General features: G+C 65.7%; 22 protein-coding genes. 12 read left to right on the forward strand and 10 right to left on the reverse strand.

Features of this window, described 5'->3' with window-relative positions; translation table 11 throughout:
- Positions 1 to 75: 75 nt before the first annotated feature.
- The 7 genes from AXA74_RS10025 to AXA74_RS10055 form a co-directional block, all read right to left on the reverse strand.
- Positions 76 to 273 carry a hypothetical protein gene (locus AXA74_RS10025; protein ID WP_029578653.1) on the reverse strand — a complete coding sequence of 66 codons (198 nt, stop codon included), beginning with the start codon at positions 271 to 273 and terminating at the stop codon, positions 76 to 78.
- A gap of 221 nt (positions 274 to 494) precedes the next feature.
- Positions 495 to 2,084, reverse strand: a complete 1,590-nt coding sequence (locus tag AXA74_RS10030; protein WP_032978291.1) for a THUMP domain-containing class I SAM-dependent RNA methyltransferase — start codon at positions 2,082 to 2,084, stop codon at positions 495 to 497.
- A gap of 27 nt (positions 2,085 to 2,111) precedes the next feature.
- Positions 2,112 to 2,534 carry a CopD family protein gene (locus AXA74_RS10035; protein WP_029578651.1) on the reverse strand — a complete coding sequence of 141 codons (423 nt, stop codon included), beginning with the start codon at positions 2,532 to 2,534 and terminating at the stop codon, positions 2,112 to 2,114.
- Between the two features lie 58 nt (positions 2,535 to 2,592).
- Complete coding sequence (locus AXA74_RS10040) at positions 2,593 to 4,038, reverse strand: bifunctional 2-methylcitrate dehydratase/aconitate hydratase (RefSeq protein ID WP_032978288.1); 1,446 nt, start codon at positions 4,036 to 4,038, stop codon at positions 2,593 to 2,595.
- 56 nt (positions 4,039 to 4,094) lie between these two features.
- Positions 4,095 to 5,285: a bifunctional 2-methylcitrate synthase/citrate synthase gene (gene prpC, locus AXA74_RS10045; RefSeq protein WP_029578649.1), complete on the reverse strand. Its 1,191-nt coding sequence runs from the start codon at positions 5,283 to 5,285 to the stop codon at positions 4,095 to 4,097.
- A 73-nt stretch (positions 5,286 to 5,358) separates the two neighbouring features.
- Positions 5,359 to 6,252 (reverse strand): methylisocitrate lyase, encoded by an 894-nt coding sequence (gene prpB / locus AXA74_RS10050; protein WP_032961929.1) that lies wholly within the window; start codon positions 6,250 to 6,252, stop codon positions 5,359 to 5,361.
- Between the two features lie 208 nt (positions 6,253 to 6,460).
- Positions 6,461 to 7,450, reverse strand: coding sequence for a malate dehydrogenase (locus tag AXA74_RS10055; protein WP_029578647.1), 990 nt, complete (start codon positions 7,448 to 7,450; stop codon positions 6,461 to 6,463).
- A gap of 320 nt (positions 7,451 to 7,770) precedes the next feature.
- Between AXA74_RS10055 and AXA74_RS10060 the strand changes: the two genes are divergently transcribed.
- The 7 genes from AXA74_RS10060 (at position 7,771) to AXA74_RS10090 (ending at position 13,588) form a co-directional block, all read left to right on the forward strand.
- Positions 7,771 to 8,550 (forward strand): GntR family transcriptional regulator, encoded by a 780-nt coding sequence (locus AXA74_RS10060; RefSeq protein ID WP_029578646.1) that lies wholly within the window; start codon positions 7,771 to 7,773, stop codon positions 8,548 to 8,550.
- A gap of 121 nt (positions 8,551 to 8,671) precedes the next feature.
- A complete protein-coding gene (gene sdhC, locus AXA74_RS10065; RefSeq protein ID WP_029578645.1) occupies positions 8,672 to 9,085 on the forward strand; it encodes a succinate dehydrogenase, cytochrome b556 subunit in 414 nt (137 codons plus the stop codon).
- Complete coding sequence (sdhD, locus tag AXA74_RS10070) at positions 9,085 to 9,468, forward strand: succinate dehydrogenase, hydrophobic membrane anchor protein (protein ID WP_029578644.1); 384 nt, start codon at positions 9,085 to 9,087, stop codon at positions 9,466 to 9,468. The genes sdhC and sdhD overlap by 1 nt, the downstream gene beginning before the upstream one ends.
- Before the next feature lie 3 nt (positions 9,469 to 9,471).
- Positions 9,472 to 11,250, forward strand: coding sequence for a succinate dehydrogenase flavoprotein subunit (sdhA, locus tag AXA74_RS10075; RefSeq protein ID WP_032978285.1), 1,779 nt, complete (start codon positions 9,472 to 9,474; stop codon positions 11,248 to 11,250).
- A gap of 13 nt (positions 11,251 to 11,263) precedes the next feature.
- The gene (locus AXA74_RS10080) at positions 11,264 to 11,980 is read left to right on the forward strand and encodes a succinate dehydrogenase iron-sulfur subunit (RefSeq protein WP_029578642.1); all 717 of its coding nucleotides are present in this window, start codon (positions 11,264 to 11,266) and stop codon (positions 11,978 to 11,980) included.
- A gap of 25 nt (positions 11,981 to 12,005) precedes the next feature.
- Positions 12,006 to 12,266 (forward strand): succinate dehydrogenase assembly factor 2, encoded by a 261-nt coding sequence (locus AXA74_RS10085; RefSeq protein ID WP_029578641.1) that lies wholly within the window; start codon positions 12,006 to 12,008, stop codon positions 12,264 to 12,266.
- A gap of 20 nt (positions 12,267 to 12,286) precedes the next feature.
- Complete coding sequence (locus tag AXA74_RS10090) at positions 12,287 to 13,588, forward strand: citrate synthase (protein WP_029578640.1); 1,302 nt, start codon at positions 12,287 to 12,289, stop codon at positions 13,586 to 13,588.
- Between the two features lie 96 nt (positions 13,589 to 13,684).
- On the opposite strand, the gene AXA74_RS10095 is transcribed toward AXA74_RS10090, so the two are convergent.
- Entirely contained in the window at positions 13,685 to 14,545 is an 861-nt protein-coding gene (locus AXA74_RS10095) for a LysR family transcriptional regulator (protein WP_029578639.1), read from the reverse strand.
- 166 nt (positions 14,546 to 14,711) lie between these two features.
- On the opposite strand from AXA74_RS10095, the gene AXA74_RS10100 reads away from it, so the two are divergent.
- Genes AXA74_RS10100 through AXA74_RS10120 form a run of 5 tightly spaced genes read left to right on the forward strand, consistent with a single transcriptional unit; the run spans position 14,712 to position 20,620 of the window.
- Entirely contained in the window at positions 14,712 to 15,788 is a 1,077-nt protein-coding gene (locus tag AXA74_RS10100) for a putative 2-aminoethylphosphonate ABC transporter ATP-binding protein (protein ID WP_029578638.1), read from the forward strand.
- Complete coding sequence (locus AXA74_RS10105; RefSeq protein ID WP_029578637.1) at positions 15,766 to 17,526, forward strand: putative 2-aminoethylphosphonate ABC transporter permease subunit; 1,761 nt, start codon at positions 15,766 to 15,768, stop codon at positions 17,524 to 17,526. Before AXA74_RS10100 ends, AXA74_RS10105 begins: the two co-directional genes overlap by 23 nt.
- A gap of 29 nt (positions 17,527 to 17,555) precedes the next feature.
- Positions 17,556 to 18,371, forward strand: a complete 816-nt coding sequence (gene phnX, locus AXA74_RS10110; RefSeq protein WP_029578636.1) for a phosphonoacetaldehyde hydrolase — start codon at positions 17,556 to 17,558, stop codon at positions 18,369 to 18,371.
- A 30-nt stretch (positions 18,372 to 18,401) separates the two neighbouring features.
- Positions 18,402 to 19,433 (forward strand): putative 2-aminoethylphosphonate ABC transporter substrate-binding protein, encoded by a 1,032-nt coding sequence (locus AXA74_RS10115; RefSeq protein ID WP_032957179.1) that lies wholly within the window; start codon positions 18,402 to 18,404, stop codon positions 19,431 to 19,433.
- Between the two features lie 59 nt (positions 19,434 to 19,492).
- Entirely contained in the window at positions 19,493 to 20,620 is a 1,128-nt protein-coding gene (locus AXA74_RS10120; RefSeq protein WP_032978282.1) for a TIGR03364 family FAD-dependent oxidoreductase, read from the forward strand.
- 20 nt (positions 20,621 to 20,640) lie between these two features.
- Here the strand turns inward: AXA74_RS10120 and AXA74_RS10125 are convergent, their stop codons facing one another.
- Together AXA74_RS10125 and AXA74_RS10130 are read right to left on the reverse strand one after the other, a co-directional pair.
- Complete coding sequence (locus AXA74_RS10125; RefSeq protein ID WP_032978278.1) at positions 20,641 to 21,255, reverse strand: LysE family translocator; 615 nt, start codon at positions 21,253 to 21,255, stop codon at positions 20,641 to 20,643.
- A 75-nt stretch (positions 21,256 to 21,330) separates the two neighbouring features.
- Entirely contained in the window at positions 21,331 to 22,110 is a 780-nt protein-coding gene (locus tag AXA74_RS10130; RefSeq protein ID WP_029578632.1) for an AraC family transcriptional regulator, read from the reverse strand.

Here is a 22,110-nt window from a genome sequence, read left to right on the forward strand (position 1 = left end):
GGGGAAAACTGACAACAATTCCTGAATTCGGTACAGCTTGTGGTGCTACTGCGCAGCCCCTGCCGGGGCCGCGGCTCAGGCGGCGGTGTGCGCGGCCGAGTCGGTCTTGCCAAACAGCGCCTTGATGCCGTGGCCCAGCTTGCGCAGGCCATGGGCCAGGGCGCGCAGGGGATGCGGACGGAATTGTTCTTCCATCGCTTGCAGCATCAGTTGGCGTTCAAGTTCGTCGGTCAGGCGGGTGGTGTTGTTCAGGTTGATCACGGTAGCCTCCATTGGGCTGACTTGTTGTGTGTCTAGGGTTAACCCGAATTATAGGGTTTACCCTAGACCAATGCAAGCCTTGCCGTGCTTCTGTGCAACATGCGCCTTCCTGGTGCTGATAATGCCCCAATTCGGCGCCGCTGTGGCCCACCCAGGCACCTTAATGTTGCGGCATTGCAGCAGTTTTACAACTTGCGGGCGCAGCCGCGCCGCCCATACCCCGCCAAATCCGTCTAAACCGTGCCGCCGGCGCCATCGCGGTAGCCCGCCGGCACCAGTTCGAAGGCAAACAGGCGGCAGTCCAGCGAACCATTGTGCAGCGGGATGCGGCGCACCGGCTTGAGGCGCATGCGCTGCGGCAGCTTCATGTCGCTGGAGATCACATGGGCCTGCCAGCCGGCAAACTGGCGCTTCAGGCAGGCTGACCATTCGCGCCAGAACTCGTCGGCGATCTCCATGCGCTCGCCGTAGGGCGGGTTGGTGACGATCCAGCCTTCGCTGGCCGGGGCCTGGATGTGGCGCGCATCGCCGACCTCGAAGCGGATGGTCTCGTCGGTCAACCAGGCTCGCTCGGCGTTGGCGCGCGCGAACTCGATGGCGCGCTCGTCGATGTCATAGCCGACGATGGGCGTATCCAGCTGGGTGCGGATGCGCGAGCGGGCGTCGTCCTTGAGATCGCGCCAGCGGCGCGCATCGTGCTGGCGCATGCGCTCGAAGCCGAAGGGACGCGAGATGCCGGGCGGCACGCCCAGCGCGATCCACGCGGCTTCGATCAGGATGGTGCCGCTGCCGCAGAAGGGATCGACCAGCGGCGCGGCCGGGTCCCAGCCCGCCAGCGCCAGCATGCCGGCGGCCAGGTTCTCGCGCAAGGGCGCTTCGCCCTTGTCCAGGCGCCAGCCGCGCTTGAACAGGGATTCGCCCGAGGTGTCCAGGTAGAGCGTGGCGTGCGTGCCTTCCATGAAGAGCTGCACCCGGGCATCGGGCCGCACGGTGTCGATGCTGGGACGCGCGCCCTCGCGATCGCGCAGGCGGTCGCAGATGCCGTCTTTGACGCGCAGATTGCAGTATTGCAGGCTGTGGACCGGGCTCTTGATGGCCGAGGTGTCCACCCGCAGGGTGTCCTCGGGCCCGAACCAGCGCTCCCATGGCACGCTGTAGGCCAGGTCGAGCAGGTCGTCCTCGTGGTCGAGATCGCCCTGGCCCACCTGCACCAGGATGCGGGTGGCCAGCCGGGAATAGAGGTTGGCGCGCTGGATGCCGGACCAGTCGGTGCTGAAGGCGCAGCCCGCGCGGCCGGCCTGGGCGTCATCAAAGCCCAGCGCCTGCATTTCCGCGGTCAGCGCCTCTTCCAGCCCCTGGGGGCAGGGGGCGTAGCAGCGGAAGGTCTCGGCCTGGCGGCCCGGATGGCGCGGCCGGCGCTGGGCCTGGGGCGTGTCGCTGACGGGTGCGTCCTCCGCCGCGAAAACATCATCCCAGTCCGGCGCCGGCTCGGCGCGCACCACGCCCATGCCGCTGCGGCGCCGGTTTTCCCCCGCCCCGTCATCGCCGCGCGAGCGCGTGCCGCGCTCGGCCGAAGCATAGGGCAGGGGCTTGCGCCGCTGGGCCGGGCGTTCGGCATAGCCGGCCTCGGTCTCGGGCGTGCGCGGCGGCGGGTCGCCGGGGCGCTTGTGGGCCTGCTGGGCGCGTTCGATCTGCGCGGCCTGGCGTGCCCGCGCGCCGCTGCGCTTGCGGGAGGGGCGGTCGCTCTGCTCGTCCTTGGCAGGGGCGGGCTTGGCTTTGATCGTCAGCGTCTTGCGCGGGCGGTCGTTTGCATCTTGGGACATACGGGAAGGCCTTGGTCGGCTAGGCAATCAAAATGGCTTGAGGACGACGAGCGCCACCACCACCACGAGCAGCAAGACGGGAACCTCGTTGAACCAGCGATAAAACTTGTGCGAGCGCGTGTTGCGCCCCTGTTCGAACTTGCGCAGCATCACACCGCAGGCGTGATGGTAGCCGATGAGCAAAAGCACCAGGAAAAGCTTGGCATGCATCCAGCCGTTGCCCGGACCGACGCCAATGCGATAGCCGACATAGAGCCACAGGCCCAGCAGAATGGCAGGCACGGCGAGGATGGTCATGAAGCGGTAGAGGCGGCGTGCCATGCCCAGCAGACAGGCCTGGATGGCGGGGTCGGATTGCTGCGCCAGGTTCACGAAGATGCGTGGCAGGTAGAACAGCCCCGCGAACCACGAAGCAATGAAGACGATGTGAAAAGTCTTGACCCAAAGCATGCCCATGGTGCGCGTCCTTATTCGAAAACACGCCATTGTAGGCGACAGAAAAGCGGAGTCAGATCACATAGAGGTCGACATATTCATGCACCGGCATGGCTTCCAGCCGCTGCGGGTCGAGCGAGACGTCCAGGATGCGCTGCTGCTGGCGCGCGGGCAGCATGCGCGCCAGGTTGCGGCGGAATTTCGCTTCCAGCAGGGGCTTGCCTTCGGCGCGGCGGCGCTTGTGGCCGACGGGATACTCGCAGACGACCTCATCGAGCCGGCTGCCGTCATTGAACTCCACGGTCAGGGCATTGGCGATCGAGCGTTTGTCGGGGTCGTGGTAGTCGCGGGTGAAAGCCGGGTCTTCGATGCACAGGATGCGCGCCCGCAGCGCATCGATGCGGGGGTCGGCGGCCGCCGAATCCTCGTAGTCGGCTGCCGTGAGCCGTCCGAAGAGCACCGGCACGGCCACCATGTACTGGATGCAGTGGTCGCGGTCGGCGGGATTGGTGAGCGGCCCTTGCTTGTCGATGATGCGCAGGCAGGCCTCGTGCGTGCGTATCGTGATACGCCGGATATCCTGGGCCGAGCGGCCCGTGGCCTTGAGCTGTTGGTGGATCTGCATGGCACATTCCACCGCGGTCTGGGCGTGGAACTCGGCCGGGTACGAGATCTTGAACAGGACGTTTTCCATCACGTAGCTGCCATAGGGCCGCTGGAAGCGGAAGGGCTGGCCCTTGAACAGCACGTCGTAAAAGCCCCAGGTCTTGGCCGTCAGCACGGTGGGGTAGCCCATTTCGCCCGTTCTGGCGATGAGTGCCAGCTGGACGCCGCGGCTGGTGGCGTCGCCCGCCGCCCAGCTCTTGCGGCTGCCTGTGTTGGGGGCGTGGCGGTAGGTCCGCAGGCTCTGTCCATCCACCCAGGCCAGGGAGACGGCATTGATGATTTCATCGCGCGACAGGCCCAGCATCCGCGCCACCACGGCCGTGGTGGCGACCTTGACCAGCACGACGTGATCCAGCCCTACTTTGTTGAAGGCGTTTTCCAGCGCCAGGCAACCCTGGATTTCGTGCGCCTTGATCATGGCGGCAAGCACGTCACGCATGGTCAGGGCCGGCTTGCCGGCCGCCACGGCGCTGCGCGAGAGCCAATCGGCGGTGGCCAGGATCCCGCCCAGATTGTCCGACGGATGGCCCCATTCGGCTGCCAGCCAGGTGTCGTTGAAATCCAGCCAGCGGATCATGGCGCCGATATTGAAGGCCGCCTGGACGGGATCGAGCTGGAACGAGGTGCCGGGCACCTTGGCGCCGTTGGGCACGACCGTGCCCGGCACGATGGGGCCAAGCAGCTTTTTGCAGGCGGGGTATTCGAGCGCCTCGAGGCCGCAGCCCAGGGTGTCGATCAGGCAGTTGCGGGCCGTTTCGAAGGCCAGCGGGCTTTGGATGTCATCGCCGATGACATAGTCGGCGATGTCGGCCAGGACCTGGTCCGGGCGGGCCGAGGGAGGGGAAGCGGACATAGAAGCGTAACCCCCTATGCATGGGCGGGGCCGGATGGCCCCGCCGGATCAAGGACTTACTTGCGCTTTTCGAGCGGGACGAACTTCAGGTTCTCCGGACCGGTGTAGTTGGCGGTGGGCCGGATGATCTTGTTGTCGATGCGCTGCTCGATGATGTGGGCCGACCAGCCCGCCGTGCGCGCGATCACGAACAGCGGCGTGAACATGGCGGTGGGCACGCCCATCATGTGATAGCTCACAGCCGAGAACCAGTCAAGGTTGGGGAACATCTTCTTGATGTCCCACATGACGGTCTCCAGGCGCTCGGCGATGTCGAACATCTTGGTGCTGCCCGCTTTCTTGGACAGCTTGCGGGCGACTTCCTTGATGACCTTGTTGCGCGGGTCGGAAATGGTGTAGACCGGGTGGCCAAAGCCGATGATCACTTCCTTGTTCTCGACGCGGCGGCGGATGTCGGCCTCGGCTTCGTCGGGCGAGTCGTAGCGCTTCTGGACTTCGAAGGCCACTTCGTTGGCGCCGCCGTGCTTGGGGCCGCGCAGCGCGCCGATGGCGCCGGTGATGGCCGAATACATGTCGGAACCCGTGCCGGCGATCACGCGGCCGGTGAAGGTCGAGGCATTGAACTCGTGCTCGGCGTACAGGATGAGCGAGGTGTGCATGGCGCGCACCCAGTCATCGCTGGGTTTCTGGCCATGCAGCAGGTGCAGGAAGTGGCCGCCGATGCTGTCGTCATCGGTCTGCACATCGATGATGCGGCCGTTGTGGCTGTAGTGGTACCAGTAGAGCAGGGCCGAGCCCAGATTGGCCATCAGGCGGTCGGCGATATCGCGCGCACCCGGGGTGTTGTGGTCATCCTTCTCGGGCAGCACGCAGCCCAGCACGGATACGGCGGTGCGCATCACGTCCATGGGGTGGCTGGCCGCGGGCAGCGACTCCAGCGCGGTCTGCAGCTGCGCCGGCAGCCCGCGCAGCGAACGCAGCTTCTCTTTGTAGGCCTTCAGTTCGGCCTTGTTGGGCAGTTTGCCGTGCACCAGCAGGTGAGCGATCTCTTCGAACTCGGCTGCGTCGGCGAAATCCAGGATGTCATAGCCGCGGTAGTGCAGGTCGTTGCCCGTGCGGCCCACGGTACACAGCGCGGTGTTGCCCGCGACCACGCCCGACAGGGCCACCGATTTCTTGGGCTTGAAGCCGGCCTTTTCTTCGGTTTGCGCCGGGGCGGGCGCAGCCTTTTTCTGCGAGGTGCTCATGTCTCTCGTTCTCCTTCCGATGGGAATAGACACAGACGGAGCCGGCCCGGCCGGATGGACGGGCCAGCGCGCATTACTTCGACTTGTCCTTGGCAAACAGCGAATCCAGCTGCGACTCGAAGGCGTGGTATCCGATACGGTCGTAGAGTTCGTCGCGGGTCTGCATCAGGTCCAGCACATTCTTCTGGTGGCCGTCGCGGCGGATGGCTTCATAGACGGCTTCGGCGGCCTTGTTCATCGCGCGGAAGGCCGACAGCGGATAGAGGACCATGCCCACGCCGGCGCTCTTGAGTTCCTCGACCGTGAACAGCGGCGTCTTGCCGAATTCGGTGATGTTGGCGAGGACCGGTACTTTCACGGCGTCGACGAAGCGGCGGTAGGTGGCCAGGTCGTAGGCGGCCTCGGCGAAGATGGCATCGGCGCCAGCCTCGACGCAGGCCAGGGCGCGCTCGATGGCGGCGTCCACGCCATGCGAGGCGATGGCGTCCGTGCGCGCGATCAGGTAGAAGTCGCTGTCGGTGCGCGCATCGGCGGCCGCCTTGACGCGGTCGGCCATCTCCTCGGTGCTGACGATTTCCTTGCCCGGGCGGTGGCCGCAGCGCTTGGCGCCGACCTGGTCCTCGATATGGCAGGCGGCCGCGCCGAACTTGATCAGGCTCTTGACCGTGCGGCCGATATTGAAGGCCGAGGGGCCGAAGCCGGTGTCGATGTCCACCAGCAGGGGCAGGTCGCAGACGTCCGTGATGCGGCGCACATCGGTGAGCACGTCATCAAGGGTGTTGATGCCGAGGTCGGGCAGGCCCAGGGAGCCCGCCGCCACGCCGCCGCCGGAAAGATAGATCGCGCGGTAGCCGGCGCGCTTGGCCAGCAGGGCGTGATTGGCGTTGATGGCGCCGATGATCTGCAGCGGCTGCTCTTGGGCCAGCGCGCGGCGAAAGAGGGCGCCGGGAGAGTCGGGTCTGGACATGTTTGGGGTCTCCGAGTGATGTTGTGGCCTGCCTCGCGGGGCCAGGCGGCTTCTTTTTGTGCAAGGGGGCGGCTTTGGCCACACCCTAGCGGCGTCCGGAAAATAACTCTGTCCCCTTGGCGACAATCGAAAGAGACACACTGATGCTCCGGCACAGGCTCCTGGAAATTGGGCCCGCGCAAGCGGGCCCAATCCGGAACAGGCTGAATTACTTCAGCAGGTCTTTGATGCCGTCACGCTCTTCGAGCAGTTCCTTCAGGGTGAAGTCCATGCGCTCGCGGGAGAAGGCGTCGACTTCCAGATCCTTGATCATGGTGTATTCGCCGTTGGCCGTGGTGACGGGGAAACCATAGATGATGCCTTCGGGGATGCCGTAGGAGCCGTCCGAGGGGATGCCCATGGTGACCCACTTGCCATTGCTGCCCAGGACCCAGTCGCGGACGTGGTCGATGGCGGCGTTGGCGGCCGACGCGGCCGAGGACAGGCCACGGGCTTCGATGATGGCGGCGCCGCGCTTGCCCACGGTGGGGATGAACACGTCGCGGTTCCAGGTTTCGTCGTTGATCAGCTTGGCCAGCGGCTGGCCGTCAACGGTGGCGAAGCGATAGTCCGGGTACATCGTGGGCGAGTGGTTGCCCCAGACGACCAGTTTCTCGATGCCGGCCACGGCCTTGCCGGACTTGGCGGCCAGTTGCGACAGGGCGCGGTTGTGGTCCAGGCGCAGCATGGCGGTGAAGTTCTTGGCGGGCAGGTCCGGCGCCGACTTCATGGCGATGTAGGCGTTGGTGTTGGCCGGGTTGCCGACCACCAGCACCTTGACGTTGCGGCTGGCCACTTCGTTCAGGGCGCGGCCCTGGGCGGTGAAGATCTGGGCGTTGACGGTCAGCAGGTCCTTGCGCTCCATGCCGGGGCCGCGCGGACGGGCGCCGACCAGCAGGGCCACGTCGGCGTCCTTGAAGGCGGTCTTCGGATCGCTGTGGGCGGTGACTTCCTGCAGCAGCGGGAAGGCGCAGTCTTCGAGCTCCATGATCACGCCCTTGAGCGCCTTCTGGGCCTTCTCGTCGGGGATTTCGAGCAGTTGCAGGATGACCGGCTGGTCCTTGCCGAGCATTTCGCCGGAGGCGATGCGGAACAGCAGGGCGTAACCAATTTGGCCGGCGGCGCCGGTGACGGCGACTCGCATGGCGGGCTTAGACATGTATGTTCTCCAAATATGGACGGGCGAGATGAATCGCGCCAGACAGTGTAATCCTTGGAGCCCGCCGAACTCGGTCTGGCACGGCGCTCCGACAGCCCGAAATCCTAGATCGAATTTACCCCTGCGTCAATTTATCTTATATCTTATATAAGACATAAGACGTTGGACATAATGGGCGGGCTTGTGCCACAATAATGCGTTTGCCCGACACCGGGCCAGCCCGCATTCGCGCTGTCGGCCTCCAAGCAGGCAGGTCCTAGCGTAACGCTTCGGGTCCGTCCCCGGCAGGCCGGGCAAATATGAAGAATTCAAGACGATCCATGGCAGATCCCCGGCCCGACTCTCCGCTACGTACCCGCACTGCCCGGCAGGCGGGCGAGGGCGCGGCTTTCAGTCCGCTGTATCGCCAGATCAAGGATCTGCTGGTCCAGAGCCTCGAGCGAGGCGAATGGAAACCCGGCGAACTCATCCCCTCCGAAATCGATCTCGCCGCCCGCTTCCAGGTAAGCCAGGGCACGGTGCGCAAGGCTGTCGACGAATTGGCCGCCGAGCACATGCTGCTGCGCCGCCAGGGCAAGGGCACCTTCGTGGCCACGCATCACGAGGCCCGTGTGCGCTACCGCTTTCTGCGCCTGGCGCCCGACGAGGCCGGCGAGGGCGGGCGGGCCGAAAACCACGTCCTGGAATGCCGGCGGATCAGAGCCCCGGCCGAGATCGCCCGCGCCCTGGAGCTGCGGGCCGGCGAAACCGTGGTTTCCATCCGGCGGCAGCTGGCCATGAACCACGCGCCGGTCATCATCGACGATATCTGGGTGCCCGGCGCGGCGTTCCGCGGCCTGACGCTGGACCTGCTCAAGGCCAACCGGGTGCCGCTCTACGGCTTGTTCGAATCCGAGTTCGGCGTCAGCATGGTCCGTGCCGACGAAAAAATCCGTGCCGTGGCGGCCTCCGAAGAGGTTGCCGCGTTGCTGCACGTTACGCCGGGTACACCGCTTCTGCAGGTGGACCGCATTTCGTACACCTATGGCGACAGGCCCATGGAAGTGCGCCGCGGGCTGTACCTTACCGATCACTATCACTACCGCAATAGTTTGAATTGATGAGCTTTTTCCCTACGATTTGATACGAACCCGCTCTCTGAGCGAAAATAGCTTGTTTGCCCATTTGGGCAATGGCGTTTCCGCCGTCACGATTCCCTAGTTCCGAAACACCGAGGCCGTCATGTCCGACTCAGCTGCCAAGCCGCGTCCACAGTTTCGCAATATCAGCGTTCCGCAAATCCTCAGTTACCGCCTGCCCCTGGCCGGCAAACTGTCCATCCTGCATCGCGTCAGCGGCGCCTTGCTCTTTCTCTGTCTGCCCTTGGTCATCGTGCCGCTGTTCGCGGCTAGCGTGACCTCGCCGGAAAGCTTTGCGCAAGTGGCCCAATATGCGGCCAATCCCCTGGTCAAGCTCGTGCTCCTGGTGTTGATCTGGGGCTATCTGCATCACTTCTGTGCCGGCATCCGCTACCTGGTCCTCGATCTGCACATCGGCATCGACAAGGCTTCGAGCCGCAAGAGCGCCGCGGCCGTGTTCGCGGTCAGCCTGGTCCTGACCCTGGTGTTCGCTCTCAAATTGTTCGGAGTCCTGTAATGCAAGACACCAAGAACTTCGGCCCCAAGCGCCTCGTCGTCGGCGCGCACTACGGCACGGTGGATTTCATCGCCCAGCGCCTGACGGCCATCATCATGGCCGTCTACACCCTGGTGCTGATCATCGGCCTGCTGGTCATGCCGGCCTACACCTATGAAAACTGGAAGGCCCTGTTCACCTTCCATGTGTTCGCTCTTCCCCTGGGCCAGATCCTGGCCTCGCTCGCTTTCTTTGCGCTGGCCTGGCATGCCTGGATCGGCGTGCGCGACATCTGGATGGATTATGTACGGCCGGTGGGTGTTCGCCTGCTGCTGCAAGTGCTGACCATCCTCTGGCTCGTTGGCACGGTCGTGTACTTCGCGCAAATCATCTGGAGAATCTAAGCCGTGGTCGCTGTCATGAATTCATTGCCGCGCCGCCAATTTGACGTGGTGGTCGTGGGCGCCGGCGGAGCCGGCATGCGCTGTTCGCTGCAACTGTCCCAGGCGGGACTGTCGGTGGCGGTCCTGTCCAAAGTGTTCCCCACGCGCTCGCACACCGTTGCCGCGCAGGGCGGCGTGAGCGCCTCGCTGGGCAACATGAGCGAAGACAACTGGTACTGGCACATGTATGACACCGTCAAGGGGTCGGACTGGCTGGGCGACCAGGATGCCATCGAGTTCATGTGCCGCGAAGCGCCCAATGCCGTCTACGAGCTGGAGCACTTCGGCATGCCGTTTGACCGCAATCCGGACGGCACCATCTACCAGCGCCCCTTCGGCGGCCACACCGCCAACTTCGGCGAGAAGCCCGTGCAGCGCGCCTGTGCCGCGGCCGACCGGACCGGCCACGCCCTGCTGCACACGCTCTACCAGCGCAACGTCGCCGCCCGCACGAAGTTCTTCGTCGAGTGGATGGCCCTGGACCTGCTGCGCAACGAAGAGGGCGATGTCGTGGGCGTGACCGCCCTGGAAATGGAAACCGGCGACATCTACATCCTCGAAGCCAAGACCACGGTGCTGGCCACCGGCGGCGCCGGCCGCATCTGGGCGGCCTCGACCAACGCCTTCATCAACACCGGTGACGGCCTGGGCATGGCGGCGCGCGCGGGCATTCCGCTGCAGGACATGGAGTTCTGGCAATTCCACCCCACCGGCGTGGCCGGCGCGGGCGTGCTGATCACGGAAGGCGTGCGCGGCGAAGGCGGCATCCTGCTGAACAAGGACGGCGAGCGCTTCATGGAGCGTTATGCGCCCACCCTGAAGGACCTGGCGCCGCGCGACTTCGTGTCGCGCTCGATGGACCAGGAAATCAAGGAAGGCCGCGGCTGCGGTCCGGACGGCAGCTATGTGGTGCTCAAGCTCGATCACCTCGGTGCCGACGTGATCAACAAGCGCCTGCCGTCCATCCGTGAAATCGCCATCAAGTTCGGCAACGTCGATCCCATCAAGGAACCGATCCCTGTCGTGCCGACCATCCACTATCAGATGGGCGGCATTCCGGCCAACTACCATGGCCAGGTGCTCGAGCGCGTCAACGGCGAGAACAAGATCGTCAACGGTCTATACGCCATCGGCGAATGCGCCGCGGTGTCGGTGCACGGCGCCAACCGCCTGGGCACCAACTCGCTGCTGGACCTGATCGTGTTCGGCCGCGCCACGGGCAACCACATCGTCAACTCGCATCCCGAGCGCCAGCACGCCCACAAGCCGGTGCCCAAGGGAGCCGTCGACTTCTCGATGGACCGCGTCAACAAGCTGGAATCGCGCACCTCCGGGGAAAAGACCCAGGACGTGGCCAACGCCATCCGCATGTCGATGCAGCGTCACTGCGGCGTGTTCCGCACGCTGGACCTGCTCAACGAAGGCGTCCAGCAGATCGAAGACCTGGCCAAGGTGGCCGGCAGCATCTACTTCAAGGACAAGTCCAAGGTGTTCAACACCGCCCGCGTCGAGGCGCTGGAGCTGGCCAACATGACCGAAGTGGCCCGCGCCACCATCAAGTCGGCCGCCAACCGCACCGAAAGCCGTGGCGCGCACGCCCTGAACGACTTCCCGAACCGCGACGACGAAAACTGGCTCAAGCACACGCTCTGGTATTCCGAAGGCAGCCGCCTGGACTACAAGCCGGTTCAGATGAAGCCTCTGACGGTCGAATCCTTCCCGCCCAAGGCCCGTACTTTCTAAGCAGGATGCCGGTATGAGCACCAAACGAATCGTTAAATTCGAAATCTACCGCTACGATCCGGACAAGGACGAGCGTCCCTATATGCAGAAGCTGGAAGTCGAGCTCCAGCCGACCGACAAGATGCTGCTCGATGCGCTGGTGCGCATCAAGAACGACGTCGACGACAGCCTGGCCCTGCGCCGGTCCTGCCGCGAGGGTGTCTGCGGCTCCGACGCCATGAACATCAATGGCAAGAACGGCCTGGCCTGCACGACCAACCTGCGCGAACTGAAGGAACCCATCGTCCTGAAGCCGCTGCCCGGCCTGCCCGTGATCCGCGACCTGATCGTGGACATGACGCACTTCTTCAACCAGTACCACTCGGTCAGTCCCTTCCTGATCAACGACACGCCGCCGCCCGAGCGCGAGCGCCTGCAGTCGCCGGAAGCGCGTGAAGAGCTGGACGGCCTGTACGAGTGCATTCTGTGCGCCTGCTGCTCGACCTCCTGCCCCTCGTTCTGGTGGAATCCGGACAAGTTCGTCGGCCCCGCCGGCCTGCTGCAAGCCTACCGCTTCATCGCCGACAGCCGCGACGAAGCCACCGGCCGCCGTCTGGACAACCTGGAAGACCCGTACCGCCTGTTCCGCTGCCACACGATCATGAACTGTGTCGACGTCTGTCCCAAGGGACTGAACCCGACCAAGGCGATCGGCAAGATCAAGGAACTGATGGTCCGGCGTACGGTCTAGTGCTTATTAGTATCGAAGGCCTTCAATGAGCAAGCTCACGGAACTGCAAAGGGCTCGGCTACGCTGGCGTGCGCGCCGTGGCTTGCTCGAGAATGACCTCATCATCACCCGGTACCTGGATGCCAATGAACTCCAGCTTACCGACGAAGACGTATCGGCGCTGACGCAGCTCTTCGAGCTTGGAGATAATGATCTGCTCGATCTGCTGCTGGCGCGCAAGGAGCCGGAGGGGGCATTGGACACCCCGAGGCTGCGCGCCATCATTGCCCGGATGCGAGAGCTCTGATTCATTACGAGGAAACAGCGATGAACCTGTCTGACAAAAAAGCCACTCTATCCCTATCGGATGGCAGCGCACCTATCGAACTCCCGGTGTACAAGGGCACCCTCGGCCCGGATGTCATCGACATCCGCAAGCTGTATGGCCAGACGGGCATGTTCACCTATGACCCCGGCTTCATGTCGACCGCCGCGACTTCCTCGGGCATCACTTATATCGACGGCGACAAGGGCGAGCTGCTGTATCGCGGCTATCCGATCGAACAGCTGGCCGTCAACTGCGACTTCCTCGACATCTGCTACCTGATCCTGAACGGCGACCTGCCCAACGGTGAACAGAAGACCGACTTCGACTCGCAAGTGACCCATCACACGATGGTCAACGAGCAGCTGCATTTCTTCCTGCGCGGCTTCCGCCGCGATGCCCACCCGATGGCCGTGCTGACCGGCCTGGTGGGCGCGCTGTCGGCCTTCTATCACGATTCCACCGACATCACCAACGCCCAGCATCGCCACATCTCCGCGATCCGCCTGATCGCCAAGATGCCGACGCTGGTCGCCATGGCGTACAAGTATTCGCAAGGCCAGCCCTTCATCTATCCGCAGAACGACCTGTCGTACACCGGCAACTTCCTGCGCATGATGTTCGCCACGCCGTGCGAAGAATACAAGGTCAACGAAGTGGTCGAGCGCGCGCTGGACCGCATCTTCATCCTGCACGCCGATCACGAGCAGAACGCCTCGACCTCGACCGTGCGCCTGTGCGGCTCCTCGGGCACCAACCCCTTTGCCGCCATCGCCGCCGGCGTGGCGTGCCTGTGGGGTCCGGCCCATGGCGGCGCCAACGAAGCCTGCCTGCAGATGCTCGAAGAACTGCAAGCCAACGGCGGCGTGGCCAAGGTCGGCGAGTTCATGGAAAAGGTCAAGGACAAGAACTCGGGCGTGCGCCTGATGGGCTTTGGCCACCGCGTCTACAAGAACTACGACCCGCGGGCCAAGCTGATGCAGGAAACCTGCAAGGAAGTGCTGGGTGCCCTGGGCCTGGAAAACGACCCGCTGTTCAAGCTGGCCATGGAGCTGGAGCGCATCGCTCTCGAGGACGACTATTTCGTGCAGCGTAAGCTCTACCCCAACGTGGACTTCTACTCGGGCATCGTGCAGCGCGCCATCGGCATCCCGACCTCGCTGTTCACGGCCATCTTCGCGCTGGCCCGCACGGTGGGCTGGATCGCCCAGTGGAACGAAATGCTGTCCGATCCCGATTACAAGATCGGCCGTCCGCGCCAGCTCTACACCGGCTCGGTCGTGCGCAACGTCCCGAAGCGCTGATCGCAGTCCCCGGCCGCCTGCCGCAGGCGGCCGGCGCGGTGCCCGGCCCAGGCCGGGCTTTTTTTTGGGCAGGCGGTCCGGGCGGCGGCGTCCCGCCTAGGTTTGCGGCGCCAGCTCCAGGAAGCGTGCGATCAGCTGCACGGGCTGGCGCTCGCGCAGGCAATAGAGATACTCATGCATCATGATGCGCGTGCCCGAGAGCTCCAGCGCGGCCAGTTGAGGATGGGCGGGCGCCTCGCGGGCCGGTATCAGGCTCAGACCCAGATTGCACAACACGGCCTGGCGGATGGATTCGCGGCTGCCGATTTCGAGTATCGTGGCGGGCGTCACGCCGGCCTCGGCCAGGGCCTGCTCGGTCAATTGCCGGGTCATGGAGCCGGGCTCGCGCAGCAGCAGGGTATAGGGCCGCAGATCGGCCAGCGAGACCGAGGCGCGGTCGGCCAGCGGATGTTCGCGGTGCACCACCACGCGCAAGGGGTCGGCGGCGATCGTGCGCCGGTAGAGATGCTTGTCCTCCGTGGCGTAGGAGGAGGTCGCGATCTCGATGCGATATTCGTGCAGGGCCTGCAGCATGCTTTGCGAATTGCCTATGGTCAGCTGCAGTTCTATGCCAGGGTAGCGCTCGTTGTAGCGCCTGACCGTGTCCATGATGTAGAAGGGGCCGGTGGCGCCGATGCGCAGATTGCCTTCGCGCAGTTCGCAAGCATCGCGCAGGCGGAATTCAATCTCGCTTTCCTGGAGCATCAGCTGTTCGACCAGCGGCATGAGCCGGTGGCCGGCATCCGACAGGCGCAATGAGCGGCCCTGGCGATAAAAGAGTTCGATACCGTAGCGGGATTCAAGCTGGCGTAATTGGCCTGTCACGGTGGGCTGGCTTACTCCCAGCTGCGCGGCCGCCTTGGTGACGGATCCGCAGCGGGCGACGGCATAAAAGGATTTGAGTTCGGCGACGAGCAAAGGCGATGGCACGCGCGCGGCGTGTCCGAAGTGGCGGCAAGGTAGGCCAGTAGACCAAAATATTTTGATGATTTCATTACTGCATTTGCGCGAACTGTCATAGACAGTCCATGCAAGCTCCCGATACTGGCGGCCAGGCAAGAAACCGCATCAGTAGGGAGGGGTAATGAGCCTAGCCGACGACACATTTCTGTCGGTGCGCAATCTCGGGAAGCGCTATGGCGGCCATACCGCGCTCGCGGATGTGTCGCTGGATATATGCGCCGGGGAACTGGTCTGCCTGCTGGGCCCATCGGGCTGCGGCAAGACCACGTTGCTGCGCGCCATTGCCGGCCTGGACCCCCAGGATAGCGGCAGCATCGTCCTGTCCGGCCGTGATATCTCGCGCGCCGCGCCGGCCGAGCGCGACTACGGCATCCTGTTCCAGTCCTATGCGCTGTTTCCCAACTTGACCGTCGCGCAGAACGTCGCCTATGGCCTGAGCGGCCAGCGCGCCCATCGCCAGCGCGTCGCCGCGCGCGTGGAGGAAATGCTGGACCTGGTCGGGCTGAGCGGCGCGGCCGGCCAATACCCCGGGCAGTTGTCCGGCGGCCAGCAGCAACGTGTGGCGCTGGCGCGCGCGCTGGCGCCGGCGCCGTCGCTGTTGTTGCTGGATGAGCCCATGTCGGCGCTGGACGCCCGGGTGCGCACGCATCTGCGCGCCGAGCTGCGCGCGCTGCAGCGCCGGCTGGCCATCACCACGCTCATGGTGACTCACGACCAGGACGAGGCCATGGAGATGGCCGACCGTATCGCGGTCATGAACGGCGGGCGCATCGAACAGTTCGGCACACCGCGCGAACTGTATCGCCGCCCGGCCACGGCTTTCATCGCCGATTTCGTGGGCGAGGCCAACTGGCTGGGTTATGAGCGCATCGATGCCGGCCATGTGCGCGTCGGCCGTCAGGTGCTGGAAGTGAATGAAGCGCCGGCCGCTGAGCGCGGACGTCTGTTCTTGCGGCCCGAAGCCATACGCCTGGCCGAATCCGGCGGGCTGCCTTCGGCCAATACCTTTCTTGCCGAGGTGCAGGATGGGGTATTCCTGGGCAGCAACTATCGCCTGACCTTGCGCATCGACGGGATGCCCGGACAAGTGTTGCAGGCCATCGTCCCGCCGCAGGCGGGCGATGCGCTGCTGGATCAATACGCTGCCGGCCGGTGCTGGGTGGAGCTGCCGCGTGATGCGCTACGTTCCTACGCTTGAAGCCCCGGCCGCGGTGTCGGCGGGCAAGCCCTCGCCCGAACGCCTTCAGGTGCCCGCCCGGCGCCGCCTGCCCGGCTGGATAGGCCGTTGGGCCGCCCTGGCCGGCCAGGGCAGCTATGCCCTGGCGCTGGTGATCTGCCTGGCCTTGCCCCTGGCGGCTATCCTGGCGCGCGCGGCCATGGGCGAGCAGGGCGGCCTGGCCCTCATGCGCGACATCGTGCTGCAGAGCGACTTCCTGGCCATGGTGGGGCGCAGCCTGGCGGTGGGCTTGACGACCGCCGCCGTGGTCGTGCCCTGCGCCTATTGCTATGCCTACGGCCTGACGCGCACGCTCATGCCCTTCAAGGGCCTGTTGCGCATGCTGGCGCTCTTGCCGCTGCTGGCGCCTTCGCTGCTGCCGGGCATCGCGCTCATCTATCTATTGGGCAACCAAGGCCTGCTCAAGACCTGGACGGGCGGCGCCACCATCTATGGTTTCTGGGGCATCGTGGCCGGCGAGGTGTTTTACACCTTTCCGCATGCGCTGATGATCCTGGTCACGGGACTGACGCTGGCCGACGGCCGTCTGTATGACGCGGCGCGCGCCATGGGGGCGGGACCCTTGCGCACCTTTCTGACGGTGACCTTGCCCGGCACGCGCTACGCCGTGTTTTCGGCATGCTGCCTGGTCTTCACCCTGGCGGTGACGGACTTCGGCGTGCCCAAGGTGGTGGGGGGCGATTACAACGTGCTGGCCGTGGAGGCCTACAAGGCCGTAGTCGGCCAACAGAACTTCTCCAAAGGCGCGGCCATCGGCCTGATGCTGCTGATCCCGGCGGTGCTCACCTTCTTGCTGGACCGCCGCCTGCGCACCCGCCAGGGCGCCGGCCTGACGGGCCGGTCGCAGCGCTATGCGCCCGGCCGGCACGGCGCGCGCGACCTGTCCTTCCTGCTGGCCGGCGGATGCATCGCGCTGATGCTGGCGGCGCTGGTGGGCGTGGCGGTCTGGGCCTCCTTCATCAAGATGTGGCCCTACAACCTGTCGCTGTCGCTGCGCTCCTATGACTTCGACAATATGGATGGCGGCGGTTGGCTGGCCTGGCGCAACAGCCTCACGCTGGCGGCGTTGACCGCCGTCATCGGCACTGCCCTGGTTTTCGGCGGCGCCTGGATGATAGAGAAACTGCCGGCGCGCGGCGTGGCCCGCCCGCTGCGCGGCCTGGTCAGCCTGCTGGCGCTCACGCCGATGGCCGTGCCCGGGCTGGTGCTGGGCCTGGGCTACATCTTCTTTTTCAACAGTCCGCTCAATCCGCTGGGCGGCCTGTACGGCACCATGGCCCTGCTGGTCATCTGTACGGTGGTGCATTTCTACACCAGTGCGCACCTGACCGCCGTGACCGCGCTGGGCGCGCTGGACCCGGAGTTCGAGGCGGCCTCGGCGGCGCTGAAGGTGCCCGCGCTGCTGACCTTCTGGCGCGTGACGCTGCCCATGTGCCTGCCGGCCGTGCTCGCCACGGCGCGCTACCTCTTCGTGTCGGCCATGACCACGGTCTCGGCCGTGGTCTTTCTCTACAGCCCTTCAACGGTCCTGGCGGCCGTGGCTGTGCTCAATATGGACGACGCCGGCTTCATCGGCCCGGCGGCCGCCATGTGCACCGTGATCATGGCCAGTTCCGCCGTGGTGTCGCTGCTGCTGCATGGCGCCAGCCGCGCGTTGCTGCGACGCACGCAGGATTGGCGCATGGCCCCGCGCGATTGAACTCCTTTTTTGCTTACCTTGGATATGCCATGAACGCTCTTCCTACCCGTCTTGAGGCGGTCATCTTCGACTGGGCCGGAACGCTGGTCGACTTCGGCTCTTTTGCGCCCACGCGGGTGTTTGTCGAGGCCTTCGCGCAGTTTGGCGTCTCGCTCAGCCTGGAGCAGGCGCGCGGCCCCATGGGCCTGGGCAAGTGGGACCACATCCGTGCCCTATGCAACGAGCCGGACATCGCGCAACAGTATCGGCAGCGCTTCGGCGTGCTGCCCGACGACGCCGCGGTCACCGCCATCTATGAGCGTTTCCTGCCGATGCAGCGGGAGAAGGTCGCCCAGTACTCGGATGTGATCCCTGGCGCGCCGGATGTCTTGCGCGAGCTGCGCGCACGCGGCCTGAAGATCGGATCCTGCTCGGGCTATCCGGCGTCGGTGATGGACCGGGTGCTGGAGCGCGCCCGTGCCGGCGGCATCGAGATCGAAACGGTCGTGGCCAGCGACGAGGTGCCGCGCGCGCGTCCCGCACCCGGCATGGCGCTCAAGAGCGCCGTCGCCCTGGGCATCGATGATGTGGCCGGCTGCGTCAAAGTCGATGACACCGGCGTAGGTGTCGAGGAGGGCCGGCGCGCCGGCATGTGGTCGGTGGGGCTGCTGCTGTCGGGCAACGCCGCCGGCCTCGGCCTGGATGCCTACCGGTCGCTGGACGAGGCGGGCCGCGCCGCGGCCCGCGAGCGCGCGCGCCAGGCCTTCGCCGCCGCCGAACCGCACTATTTCATCGATACCGTGGCCGGGCTGCCCGGCGTGCTGAGCGATATCTCGGCCCGCCTGGCGCGCGGCGAACGGCCCTGAGTTTCCCCTGCCCTCTACCGGAGTTGAACCATGCCTGAATTTCACCTGCTCGCGCGCCGCGCCGTCGGCCTGCTGGCCCTGGCCGCCGCGCCCGTGATGGCGCAGCAGACCACGCTGACCGTCTACACCGCCCTCGAAGCCGACCAGATCAAGGCCTACCAGGCCGCCTTCGAGCGCGAGTATCCCGACATCAAGATCCAGTGGGTGCGCGACTCCACCGGCATCATCACCGCCAAGTTGCTGGCCGAGAAGAACAATCCCAAGGCCGACGTAATCTGGGGGTTGGCCGGCACCTCGCTGGGCCTGATGGACAAGGAAGGGATGCTGGAACCCTATGCGCCCAAAGGCCTGGATCAGATCTCGCCGCAGATGCGCGATGCCAAGCCCGTGCCCGCCTGGGTGGGCATGGACGCCTTCGCCGCGGCGATCTGCTTCAATACCGTGGAGGCCAAGAAGCAGAATCTGCCGGAGCCCAAGTCCTGGCAGGACCTCACCCGTCCCGAGTATGCCGGCAAGATCGTGATGCCCAATCCCGCCTCTTCGGGCACGGGCTTTCTGGACGTCAGCGCCTGGCTGCAGATCTTCGGCGAAGACAAGGGCTGGGCGTTCATGGACGCTTTGCACAAGAACATCGGCAGCTACACGCATTCGGGTTCCAAGCCTTGCAACCTGGCGGCTTCGGGCGAGTTCCCCATCGGCGTGTCCTTTGATTACCGCGCCGCCAAGCTCAAGGCCGACGGCGCTCCGGTCCAGCCCATCTTTCCCTCCGAGGGGCTGGGCTGGGAAGTGGAGGCTACCGCCATCGTGCGCGGCACCAAGAATGCCGACGCGGCGCGCAAGGTGGCGGATTTCTCGGCCAGCCGCGCCGCCAATGAACTGTACAAGGCCAATTTCGCCGTGCTGGCCATTCCTTCGGTAGCGACCTCCAATCCCAATCTGCCGACCGACCTGGCTTCGCGCATGATCAAGAACGATTTCGTGTGGGCCGCCACGCAGCGCGACCGCATCATCGCCGAGTGGACCAAGCGCTACGACAGCAAGTCCGAGCCGAAGAAGAAGTAAGTCAGCCGTGGCGGGCGCGGCCGGGGACGCGCCCGCCCATGTCGATACGGGATATTGCAATGAGAGATTTTGATGCCGTCGTCGTCGGCGGCGGAATGCTGGGGATGGCCCATGCCTGGGCTTGCGCCCGCCGCGGCCTGTCCGTGGCGGTGGTCGAACGCGCCCGCCAGGCACATGGCGCCACCATCCGCAACTTCGGCCAGGTCCTGGTGACCGGCCAGGCGCCCGGCGAAATGGCCGGCCTGGCGCGCCAGACACGCGCCTTGTGGCTGCAGCTCGCCGGGCAGGCGGGTTTTCATGTGCGGGCCAACGGCTGCCTGGTGCTGGCCCGCAACGCGCACGAGCGCGACGTGCTGGAAGAGTTCGCCAGCGAGCGCCTGCAGACTGAAGGCTATGCGGCCCAGTTGCTCAGTGGCCGCGAACTCGGCGCCTTCTATGGCGGCCGCCTGGATCATCATTGCGCGGCCCTGCGCGGCACCGACGATCTGCAGATCTATTCGCGCGAGGCCTTGCCCGCCATCACGCGCCACCTGGCCGAAGACATGGGCGTGCGGGTCATCGATGGCACGCTGGCGCGCCGCGCCGAGGGCGGCGAGGTCCATACCACCGCGGGGAATCTGCGCGCGCGCCATGTTTTCGTCTGCCCGGGACACGATTACCTGACACTATGGCCGGAACTGTTCGCCCCCCTGGACCTGGAGGTCTCGCGCCTGCAGATGCTGCGCGCGGCGTTTGCCGGACAGGCTTTCAGCCTCGACATGCCGCTATTGACGGGGCTGTCCTGCGTGCACTATGGCGCGTTTTCGGATCTGCCCAGCGCGCAACGCCTGCGAGCGCTCTTCGAGGCGCGCAGCCCCTTCCTGATGCGCGAGGGCATTCATCTGCTTATCAGCCCCACGCCTTATGGCGAATTGATCGTGGGCGATTCGCATCGCTACGGCGCGGACGCGCCGCCCTTCAATGACGAGGCGATCGATGATGCGCTCCTGGCGCTGGCCCAGCAGGCGCTGGGCGCCCGCCTGCGGGTGTTGGAGCGCTGGCAGGGCGTCTATGGCGCCCATGGCCCGGCGCCTTACTCCGTCATGCGGGCCGATGCGCAGACCACGGTGGCGGTCATGCATTCAGGCGTGGGCATGACGGTAGGCTTGGCCATCGGCGAGCGGGCAGTGGCGGATGTGCTGGGCTGAGCGCGCCCGGGGCGCGGCAATCAGAAGGCGAGGGCCAGGCTCGCCAGCAAGCCCGCGCCCATGGCACCCAGAATCAGCCCGCAGCCACGCTCCAGCCAGGGCAGCATCCGGCCGAAGCGGCGCAGCACCCGCGGCCGGCTGATCAGGACCGCCACCAGCAGGTCCCAGCCCAGCACCACGCCAAACATCCACAGGCCATAGGCAGCCTGGCGGCCCGGCGAAAGGCCGGGCGCCAGGAGCGTGGCCAGGCTGGCATAGAAGAGCGCGTTCTTGGGGTTCAACACGCCCGAGAACAAGCCCATGCCGAGCGCGCGCCACCACGAGCCCGCGGCCTTGCCCTGGCCGTCCAGCGGCGTGCGTCCGGCGTGGCGCAGGAAAAGCAGGCCGAGGTAGACCAGATAGGCGCCGCCGGCGGCCTGCAGGCCCCGAAACAGCAAGCCGCCGTCGCGCAGGCTGGATACGCCCCCGAACGCCAGCACGATGAACAGCCCATTGGCCAGGGCGATGCCCAGGCAGGCGCCGCTGGCCGTGCGCCAGCCGGCGGCCAGCGCGCTGCGCGCCACCAGGAAGAAATCGGGACCCGGCGAGAGCAAGGCCAGGAAATGGGCAGAGGCAATGAGCAGGAAGGAAGGCATGACGGACCTGGGCGCACAAGACACGCCAGTCTGCCTTCCGGCGGCCATGTCCGTATTGAAGGAAATTGCGCGGCCTCAGCCGGCCGCGCGGTAATGGCCGGGGGTCGTGGCGGTATGCGCCTTGAATACGCGCTGGAAATGGCTTTGGTCGGCAAAACCCAGCTCCAGCGCAACCTCGGCCAGGGGCCGTCCGGCGCGCAGATGTTCGCGTGCCTGGATGATGCGCTGGTCCAGTATCCAGGCGTGGGGAGGCAGGCCGGTCAGCTTGCGGAAGGTCCGGATCAGCTGATAGCGGCTCATCCCGGCCTGCCGGGCGAGCTCGCCGAGCGCGGGGGGCGCGGCGGCTTGTTCGCGCAAGGCCGCGATAAGCCCGGACAGCCCGCGTGGGGTGCGCGGGTGAGATAGGATCTGGGCCGGCGCGCCATGCAGCTTGGCTACCAATTCGATGAGCGCGTTTTCTTTCAGGGCCGGGCTGGCGTGCGAGAACAGCAGCGTATTGGTCTGGCAGAAAAGACGATAGGCCCAGGGCTCGCGCAATACCCGGATGGCGGTGCCGGCCGGCAGGATGGCATCGACCCAGGCGGCATCCAGATGCAGCATCTGGTAGCTCCAGGCCTGGCGCGGCTCGGGGTTGCAGGCGTGGACTTGGCCCGCGGGCACGATGACCACCGTGCCGGGCTCCAGCAACAGGGCTTCGGGGCCGGCGCCATGAAAGCGGCTGCGGCCGGCATCGACCGCGCCTATGGACCAGGTGGCATGGCTATGCGGCCGATAGGCCGCCCGGCTGTCGCAGGCGCGCCGGCTCTCCGCATAGGGCAGGGCCGGGTCGCGCCAGAAATCGCCACCGGTCTTCAT

The sequence above is a fragment of the Bordetella hinzii LMG 13501 genome (genome assembly GCF_001548475.1).
GTDB classification, from domain to species: Bacteria; Pseudomonadota; Gammaproteobacteria; order Burkholderiales; family Burkholderiaceae_B; genus Bordetella; species Bordetella hinzii.